Here is a 10,606-nt window from a genome sequence, read left to right as displayed (position 1 = left end):
CCCCAGGGCACTCCCGGGCATCCCGGCCCCCAGGGATTCCCCAGCCAACCCCCGGTACCCCGGCGCCGCCCCCGGACCGCACTCACGGTGGCACTCACCGCCGCCGTCACGCTTGTGGTCGCGGCCTCCCTCACGTGGGTGGTCTCCGCCACCACCGCCTCATCCGCGCGGATCAGTCCCGCGAGCGGACTGCCGACCGACGACCCCTGCGCGGTCGTCAGTGACCGGACCCTCGCTTCGATGGACGGCGAGGCCGAACGCTGGTCCACGAGCACCTACTCCAACAGCTGCATCTGGAACGTCACCATGGCGGAGAATGACGACGTCCGCCTCTCCCTCAGCCGACACGTGCCGCTCTCCTCGAGTGACGCCGTCCTGCGTGAGGAACGCGAACCGCAAGGGCTGGACGTACCCACCGATGCCGACGAGCTCTTCGCATTGACAGTGGAGAGCGCCAGCGACGCATCGAACGTCCAGCAGGGCGAGGTCACGGGCACCTGGGATCGGCCGCTGCGGTTCGGAGACGAGGGATCGCTCGTCCTCACCAACATCCAGATCGGTGGAGGGAGGGACTCACACCTCCAGCGGGTGAACCTCGTCGTGCGCGAGGGCCGCCTGGTGAGTGTGTTCCTGTTCCAGCTCTCCGACTCCACCGAGATCGATCTGGACGAGGCGGAGGACCTCCTCGCCGACGTGGCCGCAGACGCCTTCGGGTGACTCTTCCGACAGGCGCACGGGCGTTGTACAGAACCAGGAGGACAGCCGTGTACAACGGCCCCCCACAGCAGTACCCACCACAGCAGTACCCACCACAGCAGTACCCCCCACAGCAGTTCCCACCACAGCCCCACGGTCCGGGGGTCCCCGGCCAGGGACCCCAGGGTCCCACGGGCCCTCCCCGCGGTCCGGGCGGCCCGTCCCCGGCCAACGGCCCTGGCACCCCACGGCGCCGCACGGGCCGAATCATCGCGATCACCGTCGCGGCTACCCTCGCGGTCTACGGCCTTGCGGCCGGAGGCGTCTGGGCGGTTACTTCGACGACGGCATCGGCCCCGCTCGGCCCCGACGTCAACGAGCTGCCGCCCATAGATCCGTGCGCGGTGCCCAGCGGGTCAGAGCTTCGTTCTGTCAGCGCCGCACTGGCTTCCGCGTCGCACACCAGGATCGACTCCGTGTGTGTCTGGAGCGCGGAGTTCGCCAACGGAACTTTGGGGTCCCTCCGGGTCGCCTACAGCCTCCCCTGGGGCGATGACGGACCGAATGGAGGCGTCGAGGAAGCCCAGCGCGATTTCGAGGAGAAGCGTGAGTCCCTGGCCGAGGGCTACAGCAGTGCCTACCGCCTGGTCCAGGAGGCGCGTGCTCTCGAGATCGGCGACGAGTCGTTCGTGACGCACTTCCTCGAAGGTAGTGAGGAACAGGGCAGCGTGGCCCAGGTACACGTCCGGGACGCGGAGTACCTGGTCGAGGTCACCCTCAGGGAGGTGTGGGAGGACCAGCCCAGCGGGGTCGACTTCACCCTCGGCGAGGAGGTCCTCATCTCGATCGCCGAACGTGCCGTCGACCGGCTGGAGGACCACGGACGCGACTAGGGCGACCCCGCGGATGCCGTCGTCACCGGTCGCACGCGCTGCCCCGTGCCCGGCCCGAGCTCCGGGCGGCGGTCGGCGCAGCGCGTGCGGTCCTCGAACGCCTTCGCGTAGCGCAGCAGCTCCACGTCCCGGTAGTGGTCCACGGAGAGCTGGAAGCCCACCGGGAGCCCGGACTTGGTGAACCCCGCCGGGAGCGCCAGGACGGGCAGCCCCGTCGCGGAGAGCGCGCACGCCGAGCGCATCCAGTCCAGGTAGGTCGTGGACTCCACTCCGTTGATCGCGGTCGGGTAGCGCAGCCGGGCGTCGAAGGGCTCCACTTGGGCGGCGGGGCTGACCAGGAGGTCGTAGCGGGTGTGGAAGGCCCGGACGGCGGCGGCCAGCCGGGTACGCGCGGCCGTCGCGGCGATGATCTCCCGTGCGCCCAGCGCCCATCCGGCCTCGACGTTCCAGACCACCTCGGGCTTGACCAACTCCGGCAGATCGCGCACCACGGGCCCCAGAGCGGCGGCGAAGTCGAGGGCTCGGGTGGCGCGGAAGACCTCGTCCGCCCCGCTGAGGTCCGGAGCGGCCTCCTCGACGATGGCCCCCGCCTCCTCGAAGACACGCAGCCGTCCCTCCAGGACCTCCAGCACCTCCGGTTCCACGGGCAGACCAAGTCCGAGGTCCGGGCTCCAGGCGACCCGTACCCCGCGCAGGTCCCCGAGCATCGGCCCGGCGAAGTCGGCTCCGGTGACCGGTGCCGGAGGCTGGACCCGGGGCGAGGGCCCGGCGACGGCGGACATGAACAGCGCGATGTCGGACACCTCGCGGGCCATCGGGCCGGTGCGGGTCAGCCACGCCCAGTCGTTGCCCGCGGCCGGCGCCGGGATCACCCCGTGGGAGGGCCGCAGCCCCACCACACCGCAGAACGACGCCGGGATGCGCAGTGACCCACCCATGTCCGACCCCTCACCCAGGGGCTGGATCCCGGTGGAGACGGCTGCGGCCAGGCCACCGGACGAGCCGCCCGCGCTCAGTTCCGGGTCGTAGGGGTTGGTGGTCGTCCCGAAGACGTCGTTGAAGGTGTGCGAACCCGCGCCGAACTCCGGGACGTTGCTCTTGCCCGTGGAGACGACGCCCGCGTCCCTCAACCTGGAGATGATCGCGTCGTCCTCGGCGGGCACGTGGTCGGCGAGGAGCCGGGAGCCGCTGGTGCTGCGCATTCCGGCCACCGCGTGGGTGTCCTTGTGGGTCATCGGCAGCCCGTGCAACGGAGGAAGCGCGGCCCCGGACACGGTGCGCTGATCAGCGGCCCCGGCGGCGTCCCGGGCCCGTTCCGGATCCAGGGTGACCACGGCGTTGACTGCCGGGTTCACCTCCCCGATCCGTTCCAGGTGCGCGTCGAGCGCCTCCCGGGCGGAGACCTCGCGGCGGCGGATCGCCGTCACCAGGGCGGTCGCGGACATCAGCTGGATCTCGTTCATGGTGCGCACTGGCTCCTTCTGCGGTCTCCGCCGGTTCCGTGGCGCCCAGTCTCCGGTGCGGTCCGCGGGTTCGGGAACCTCCCCTCGGTGGATTCGTCGTGGTTTTTCGGGAAACGACCACACGGGGGCTCACTCCCGCCCCGGATCGCGAAGGAAGGCCTCCGCATGACCAGCCCGACCGACACCGTCCTGTCCGGACTCGACACCGGGCGCGCGCACCGGATCTACCGGCACCTGCACGCCCACCCCGAACTCTCCATGCGGGAGTACGCCACCGCCGACTTCGTCGCGGCCGAACTGGACGACATCGGAATCGGGAACTTCCGTTGCGGAGGCACCGGCGTGGTCGGTGTCATCCGCAACGGGGAGGGGCCGGTGGTGGCCTTCCGCGCCGACACGGACGGGCTGCCCATCGCTGAGGACACCGGGCTGCAGTACGCCAGCACGGTCACCGGAACGCTGGAGGACGGCACCACGGTGCCGGTCATGCACGGCTGCGGGCACGACACCCACGTCACGTCCCTGCTGACCGCCGCCCGCGCGCTGGTGTCCCACCCGGAAGCCTGGTCCGGGACCCTCGTGCTGGTCTTCCAACCCGGAGAGGAGGTCGCGGCCGGTGCGCGGGCGATGGTCGACGACGGCCTGTGGGAGCGCGCACCCGTGCCCGAGGTCGTCCTGGGCCAGCACGTCATGCCGCTCCGGACCGGGACCGTCAACATCTCCCACGGGGTCGCGATGGCCATGGCCGACGCCCTGCGGGTGACGGTGTACGGCAAGCAGTCCCACGGCTCGCGGCCGCAGTCCTCCATCGACCCGATCGTCCTAGGGCGCACATGATCGCCCGGTTGCAGACGATCGTCTCCCGCGAACTCGACCCGCGCACCCCGGCCGTGGTCACCTCGGGGACCTTCCACGCGGGCCTGAAGGAGAACATCATCCCGGACCGCGCGGAGTTCACCCTGAACATCCGCACGTTCGAACCCGAGGTCCGCGACCAGGTGCTCTCCGCCGTGCGGCGGATCGTCTCCGGTGAGGCCGCGGTCTCGGGAGCTCCGGAGCCGCTGGTCGAGGAGATCTACGCGTTCCCGAGCTGCCACAACGACCCGGCCCAGGCCGCACGCGTCGAGGCGGCGCTCAGGGCCGAACTCGGGGAGGGGAACGTGTCCGTCTCCGAACCGGTGATGGGCAGCGAGGACTTCGGCCACCTGGCGGAGGCCATCGGGGTGCCCTCGGTCTTCTGGATGTTCGGGGGGTTCGACCTGACCCCGGGCGAGGAGGCCCCGGTCAACCACTCCCCGCACTTCGGCCCGGTCATGGAACCGACGCTCACCACCGGAACCCGGGCCGCCGCCGCCGGAATCCTGTCCTACCTCGGCACCGAGCCACGGGGCTGACGGGAGGTCCGCGTGGCAGACCCACCCCGGACACGACGAAGGCCGGTCCCGTGGGACCGGCCTTCGTGCTCTGTCGGGGTGGCGGGATTTGAACCCACGACCTCTTCGTCCCGAACGAAGCGCGCTGCCAAGCTGCGCTACACCCCGAAGCAACGTCCCCAAGTCTAGCGGACTCGGGGAGTGCTTGGGTAATTCGATTCGGGCGGAGGCGGACCCGCTGGTCAGGGGCGGGCGACCAGGTCCAGGAGTGAGGCCTCCGGACGGCAGCAGAACCGCACCGGCGCGTACGGGGACGTGCCCAGGCCGCCGGAGACGTGCAGCCACGCGTCGCCGTACTCGTTGAGGCCCCACGCGCGCCTGCGGTCGATACCGCAGTTGGTGACCAGCGTCCCATAGAACGGCAGGCACAGCTGGCCGCCGTGCGTGTGCCCGGCGAGCAGAAGCTGGTACCCGTCGGCCTCGAAGCGGTCCAGGTTGGAGGGCTCGGGCGAGTGCAGCACACCCAGCCTGATGTCGGCCAACGGGTCGGCCGGACCGGCGACGTCGTCGTAGCGGTCCAGCTTGATGTGCGAGTCGTGCACCCCGGCCAGGGCCACGTCGAGCCCGTTGGCCTTCAGCGAGCCCTTGTGGTTGTTCAGGTCCAGCCAGCCCGAGGCCGACATCGACGCGCCCAGCTCACGCCAGGGCAGGTCCGGCACCCGGCGCTTGCGGTAGTCCGTCTTGCTGGTCCGCCACAGGTAGCGCGCCGGGTTCTTCAACTGCGGCGAGAACAGGTCGTTGGACCCGTACACGAAGGCGCCCGGACGGTCCAGGAGCGGACCCAGGGCGTCGATGAACGGCCCCACCGCGTCGGGGTGGGCCAGCGAGTCCCCGGTGTTGATCACCAGGTCGGGCTCGTAGGCCTCCAGCCCTCGGATCCAGTCGATGAGCATCTTCCGCCCGGGCGTCAGGTGCGCGTCGGACAGGTGCAGCACACGCAGTCGGGGGCTGCCCGGGGGCAGCAGCGGCAGCTCGTAGCGGCGCAGCCGGAACCAGTTGCGTTCGATGACCGAGGCGTATCCCAGCCCGGCCACACCGACCGCCCCGGTGATCGCTGCCGCGCGCCCGATCCGGCGCAGGAGTGGTCTGTTGTCGGCGCCCATCCGGCCCTCCTTCGTCGAGTACCGATCGTCTCAGATGCGGGGTGCCCTGCGCGCAAACCGTTGGTCGGCGTGGTCTGGGCGGCCGTAGGATCGGGCCATGTCCGAACTCAAAGCCCGTCTCAAGTCCGACCTCACCACCGCCATGAAGGCGAAGGACAAGGTCCGCACCGCCACTCTGCGCATGGTGCTCACCACCATCGCCACCGAGGAGTCCGCGGGCTCCTCGCAGCGGGCGCTCGGCGACGACGAGGTCACCAAGCTCCTCATCCGCGAGGCCAAGAAGCGTCGCGAGGCCGCCGAGGCCTTCGACAAGGGCGACCGCCCCGAGGCCGCCGCCAACGAGCGGGCCGAGAGCGAGGTCCTGTCGGACTACCTCCCCAAGCCCCTCACCGACGACGAGCTCTCCCAGCTGGTCACGGCCGCGGTCGCCGAGACCGGCGCCTCCGGGATGAAGGAGATGGGCAAGGTCATGAAGATCGTCAACGCCCAGATCGCCGGGCGTGCCGACGGCGCCCGCGTGGCCGCCGAGGTCAAGCGCCAGCTGGCCTAGGGCGAACCGCCCCGGAACGACGAGGGGGCGGCGGTGACCAGGTCACCGCCGCCCCCTCCGTGCTGCTCGGGGTCAGTCGCTCCGGCTGGGCTGGGTCGCCGGGACCACCGGGTGCCAACCGCCGCGGTCCGGGGTGCCCTCCGAGTTGGCACGGCCGCCGCCGCTGCTCAGGAACACGTTGACCGTCGCTCCCTCAGGGAGGCGGGTGCCCGGGTTCGGGTTGACCGCGGCCACCGAACCCTCGCTCTCGGACGAGCGGACCGTCGTTCCGGACACGTTCGCCGAGTAACCGGCGGCCTCCAGGGCGGCGACGGCCTCGGACTCGCCCAGACCGACGACGTTGGGAACGCCGCCGTCGTCGCTGGCCGGGCTGGCGTCCTCGTCGTCATCGTCATTCCGGGGAGCGCGGGGCTCTGAGGTGGAACCGAACTTGCCGGGCGCGGACGCCAGACGCTCGGTGTCCAGGCCCTCGTGGGCGCCTCGCATGGTCTCCTGCCAGATCGGGCCGGGGATGGTCGCCCCGTACACGGTCCCGAAGTACCGGTCGCCGATTCTGACGTTGCGCAGCGGGTACTGCTGGGGACCGCGCGGGTCGCCGACGAACACGCTGCTGGCCATCTGCGGGGTGAACCCGGCGAACCAGGCCGCGGCGGAACCGTCGGTGGTTCCGGTCTTGCCCGCCGCGGGACGGCCGATGCCGAGGCTGGCGGCGGTGCCCCCGTTGAAGGTCTGCGACAACAGGTAGCTGGTGCCGTCGGCGACGTCCTCGTCGATCACGCGCTCGCACTGCGGCTCGATGTCGATCGTGGCGCCCGCCTGGCGGTCCTCGATCTTGGTGATGGACTGCGGCTCGCAGTACATGCCACCGGAGGCGAAGGTCGCGTAGGCGTTGGACACCCGCAGCGGGGAGACCTCCTCGCTGCCCAGCGTGAAGCTGCTGTTGGCGAGCGAGTTGTCGTTCTCCGTGAACAGGGTGCCGTCGGCGCGCTTCAGCCCCAGCTTCTCCGCCATCTTCATCGTGTTGCACAGGCCCGCGCGGGCCTGGAGCTGCGCGAAGTAGGTGTTGGAGGAGGCCTTGGTGCCGGACACCATGTTGTGGTTGCCCGCGTTGCTGTCACCGGCGTTGCTCAGCGACCACGACTCCAGCCGCCCGCCGTTGCAGGAGGTCTGGCCGCTCACCGTGGTGGAGCTCGGTGAGTTGAAGGAGGTGCCGAAGGGCAGCCCCTCCTCCAGCGCGGAGGCGAGGGTGATCGCCTTGAACGTCGACCCGGCCTGGAAGCCGCTGCTGCCGCCCCGGTCGGAGTCGGTGGTGAAGTTGATCGAGGTCTCGCCGAGCTTGCTCTCGTCGGGACCGTAGTTGCGGCTCTGCATCATCCCGAGGATGTGGCCGGTGCCCGGTTCGACGACCGCCTGCGCGGCCACCTTGCGGGAGTCGTTCTCGCGCGGCACCCACTTGTCCACGGCCTTTTGGCCCGATTCCTGCGTCTGCGGGTCCAGGGTCGTGTGGATCTCCAGGCCGGCGGTGCGCAGCCAGCGCGCCCGCTCGGTCTCGTTGGGGCCGAACCGCTCGTCCTGCTCGATCTCCTGCACGACGTAGTCGCAGAAGAAGGGCTGGTCGCTGGGGACGCACCCGTTGGGCGGGGTGTCCAGGTCCAGCTCCATCTCCTCGGCCTTGGCCTCCTCGGCCTCCTCCTCGGTGATGGCCTCGGTGGCGACCATGCGGTCCAGGACGACGTTGCGCCGCTCGGTGGTCTGCTCGGGGAAGAAGCGCGGGTTGTACAGGTAGGGATAGCGGACGAGACCGGCGATGGTCGCCGCCTGGTGCAGCTCCAGCTCGCTCGCGGGCACCTGGAAGAAGTGCTGCGCGGCGGACTCGACGCCGTAGGCGCCGTCGCTGAAGTAGGCGATGTTGAGGTAGCCCTCCAGGATCTCGTCCTTGGACATCCTCTGTTCCAGGGCGACGGCGTAGCGCAGCTCCCGGATCTTGCGGGCGATGGTCTCCTCGCGGGCCTCCTCCAGCTCCTCCTGGGAGGTGGCGGCCTCGATCTGCACGTTCTTCACGTACTGCTGGGTGATGGAGGAGGCACCCTCGGTGTTGCCTCCCATTGTCCGGAGGGCGGCACGCAGGGTGCCGGACACGTCCAGACCACCGTGGTCGTAGAAGCGGGAGTCCTCCATGGCGAGGATGGCGTCGACCATCACCGGGGAGACGTCGTCGATGTCGACGAGCTCACGGTTCTGGTCGAAGATCTCCGCGATCACACCGCCCTCGCGGTCGTAGATGGTCGACCGCTGAGGAGGTGGAGGTGTCTCGAGTTGGCTGGGCATGTCCAGGAAGCCGCTGGCGATGTTGCGGGCGGTGATCCCCATGCCGCCGACCGCCGGTAGGGCGAGTGCGGCGACGAGGAGGCCGGCGATCACACCGACGACGACCAGTTGGCTGATTCTTTGAAGCAATGTCCCCTGACCCACCCCATCAGACTAAGTGACCACGAACGCTCAGAAGCGGTGCGATCGGTAACGGACGGTGCGTTTTCACGCCGAATCGCCCATGACTACGCACGAGCCGTATCCCCGGACCATCCTTCCACGGTTAACGCAGACAGTCCCGGGTGTGGTTCAGCCGACACGCACCCCTGCCCCGGTCGGGGAGGGTGGTCGGCCGGTCGCGCAATGGCCCGCTCGGGCCATATCCGTGAGACGGAAAGTGGGTCGAGTGGGTTCTGTTGGCGCGGCGATCCGAACCGTACTTTCGAGATGGGGCGCCGTGACGATGCGTGCACGACGCGCCCCACGCGGTAGCGGGAGGCCACCGTGTTCACCTCCACTCAACCAGAGCACACCAACCACCTTTGACCGCGAGCGCTAGCACACGTCTGGGAAGTGCGCCACATGTGGACCCATCAGTGGACGACAGAGGCCCTGTGCCGTCAGATCGACCCCGACGCCCTTTTCGTCCAGGGCGCCGCGCAGAACCGCGCCAAGCTCTTCTGCCACGGCTGTCCCGTGCGTGTCGAGTGCCTCGCCGACGCGCTGGACCACCGGGTGGAGTTCGGCGTGTGGGGCGGCATGACCGAACGCGAACGCCGCTCCCTGTTGCGCAAGCACCCCGACGTCACCGACTGGGCTCCCCTGCTGGAGGAGGCCCGCCGGGAGGGTGAGGACGACCTCTCCCGTATCGCGCGGACCCTGCGGGACACGCCCGCCTGACACCTGACCGGATCCGTCCTCAGGAGTCCTCCGGCGCGGCCTCCCCGGAACCCGCCGCACCTCCGGTCGAGGGGGCACCCTCGGTGCCCCCGGCGAGCGCCACGCCGATTCCGCGCAGACCGGCGAGGTCGTGCACGTCCTCGGGCCGCGCGGGAACCTCGACCACCCGCGCCCCCCGGTGGGCCGACAGCATCCGGGCCCGCAGCCGCTCCTCGCGCTCGTGTGCCCGGACCCGTTCCGCGTGAAGGCGCAGGGCCGCCGCCGCGAGCGGGTGGGAGCCCGCCTCCTTCAGCGAACCGGCGGCCGCCAGCGCCTCGTCCGCGCCCAGGCGCGCCCCCGGCCCGGACGGCAGCGGATGCGTCCGGTTCAGCACCAGGCCCGCCAGTGGCATGGACTCCGCCGCCAACCGGTCCATGAAGTAGGAGGCCTCGCGCATCGCGTCCGTGTCCGGGGTCGCCACCACCACGAAGGCCGTCCCCGGCGTCTGGAGCAGCCGATAGGTCCGCTCGGCGCGTTCCTGGAACCCGCCGAACACCGTGTCGAACGCGGAGACGAAGGAACGCAGGTCGGCCAGGAACTGGGTTCCGACGATCTTGCCCACCACCGAGCCCACCACGTTGAACCCGGCGCCCAGCAGCCGGAAGGCGCCGGTGGCCGGGGTACTCAGGAAGCGGATGAGTCGGCCGTCCAGGAACCGGCCGAGCCGCTTGGGCGCGTCCAGGAAGTCCAGCGCGGACCGGCTGGGCGGGGTGTCCACCACGATCAGGTCCCACTCGCCGGACTGGCGCAGCTGCCCCAGCTTCTCCATCGCCATGTACTCCTGCGTGCCGGAGAAGCTCGTGGAGAGGGTCTGGTAGAAGGGGTTGGCCAGGATCTGGCGGGCCCTCTCGGGGTCGGCGTGCTCCCTGACGACCTCGTCGAAGGTCCGCTTCATGTCGAGCATCATCGCGTGCAGGCTGCCCCGGGCCGACTCGGGGAGCGGTACCGGACGCGGGGTGTTGTCCAGCTCCACGAGCCCCATCGACTGCGCCAGGCGCCGGGCCGGGTCCACGGTGATCACCACGGTGCGCCGTCCGCGTTCGGCGGCGCGCAGCCCCAGCGCGGCGGCGGTGGTGGTCTTGCCGACCCCGCCCGCCCCACAGCACACGACGATCCTCGTGCGGGTGTCGTCCAGCAGGGCGTCCACGTCCAGCGGCGCGCCCTCACGCGGTCCCCGGGCGTTCGGACTCGCTCCTCCCGGACCCGCCCCTCCCGGGCC

At 70.6% G+C, this 10,606-nt stretch carries 9 protein-coding genes, 1 tRNA gene and 1 pseudogene; 6 read left to right on the top strand and 5 right to left on the bottom strand.

The features are described 5' to 3' along the window. Together ADX84_RS24125 and ADX84_RS24120 are read left to right on the top strand one after the other, a co-directional pair. Positions 1 to 717: hypothetical protein (locus tag ADX84_RS24125; RefSeq protein ID WP_049579546.1), on the top strand; the 717-nt coding region annotated here is incomplete at its 5' end. A gap of 455 nt (positions 718 to 1,172) precedes the next feature. Continuing rightward, complete coding sequence (locus ADX84_RS24120) at positions 1,173 to 1,589, top strand: hypothetical protein (RefSeq protein WP_156208169.1); 417 nt, start codon at positions 1,173 to 1,175, stop codon at positions 1,587 to 1,589. Here ADX84_RS24120 and ADX84_RS24115 read toward each other — a convergent pair. Then, positions 1,586 to 3,052 (bottom strand): amidase, encoded by a 1,467-nt coding sequence (locus ADX84_RS24115; protein WP_049579543.1) that lies wholly within the window; start codon positions 3,050 to 3,052, stop codon positions 1,586 to 1,588. The genes ADX84_RS24120 and ADX84_RS24115 overlap by 4 nt on opposite strands. A gap of 165 nt (positions 3,053 to 3,217) precedes the next feature. On the opposite strand from ADX84_RS24115, the pseudogene ADX84_RS26865 reads away from it, so the two are divergent. After that, positions 3,218 to 3,814: pseudogene (locus ADX84_RS26865) on the top strand (M20/M25/M40 family metallo-hydrolase); the annotation flags it as partial. Then, positions 3,697 to 4,446 (top strand): peptidase dimerization domain-containing protein, encoded by a 750-nt coding sequence (locus ADX84_RS26860; protein WP_234004196.1) that lies wholly within the window; start codon positions 3,697 to 3,699, stop codon positions 4,444 to 4,446. The pseudogene ADX84_RS26865 and the gene ADX84_RS26860, both read left to right, overlap by 118 nt. A gap of 73 nt (positions 4,447 to 4,519) precedes the next feature. On the opposite strand, the gene ADX84_RS24105 is transcribed toward ADX84_RS26860, so the two are convergent. Together ADX84_RS24105 and ADX84_RS24100 are read right to left on the bottom strand one after the other, a co-directional pair. Next, positions 4,520 to 4,593: transfer RNA gene (locus ADX84_RS24105), tRNA-Pro, on the bottom strand. A 74-nt stretch (positions 4,594 to 4,667) separates the two neighbouring features. After that, positions 4,668 to 5,588: a metallophosphoesterase gene (locus ADX84_RS24100; RefSeq protein WP_049579536.1), complete on the bottom strand. Its 921-nt coding sequence runs from the start codon at positions 5,586 to 5,588 to the stop codon at positions 4,668 to 4,670. Positions 5,589 to 5,685: 97 nt separating this feature from the next. Here ADX84_RS24100 and ADX84_RS24095 point away from each other — a divergent pair, with 97 nt between their 5' ends. Further along, entirely contained in the window at positions 5,686 to 6,138 is a 453-nt protein-coding gene (locus tag ADX84_RS24095; protein WP_049579534.1) for a GatB/YqeY domain-containing protein, read from the top strand. Between the two features lie 72 nt (positions 6,139 to 6,210). On the opposite strand, the gene ADX84_RS24090 is transcribed toward ADX84_RS24095, so the two are convergent. Further along, positions 6,211 to 8,595, bottom strand: coding sequence for a penicillin-binding protein (locus ADX84_RS24090; protein WP_049579531.1), 2,385 nt, complete (start codon positions 8,593 to 8,595; stop codon positions 6,211 to 6,213). 435 nt (positions 8,596 to 9,030) lie between these two features. On the opposite strand from ADX84_RS24090, the gene ADX84_RS24085 reads away from it, so the two are divergent. Then, positions 9,031 to 9,348 carry a WhiB family transcriptional regulator gene (locus ADX84_RS24085; RefSeq protein ID WP_049579529.1) on the top strand — a complete coding sequence of 106 codons (318 nt, stop codon included), beginning with the start codon at positions 9,031 to 9,033 and terminating at the stop codon, positions 9,346 to 9,348. Positions 9,349 to 9,367: 19 nt separating this feature from the next. On the opposite strand, the gene ADX84_RS24080 is transcribed toward ADX84_RS24085, so the two are convergent. After that, a complete protein-coding gene (locus ADX84_RS24080) occupies positions 9,368 to 10,540 on the bottom strand; it encodes an ArsA family ATPase (RefSeq protein ID WP_082206757.1) in 1,173 nt (390 codons plus the stop codon). Positions 10,541 to 10,606 lie beyond the last annotated feature (66 nt).

Origin of the sequence: Nocardiopsis sp. SBT366, from assembly GCF_001083815.1 — a bacterium.
In the GTDB taxonomy this organism is placed as follows: Bacteria; Actinomycetota; Actinomycetes; order Streptosporangiales; family Streptosporangiaceae; genus Nocardiopsis; species Nocardiopsis prasina.
Note: the sequence above shows the minus strand (reverse complement) of the source record. Positions and strands in the feature narration are given on the sequence as shown.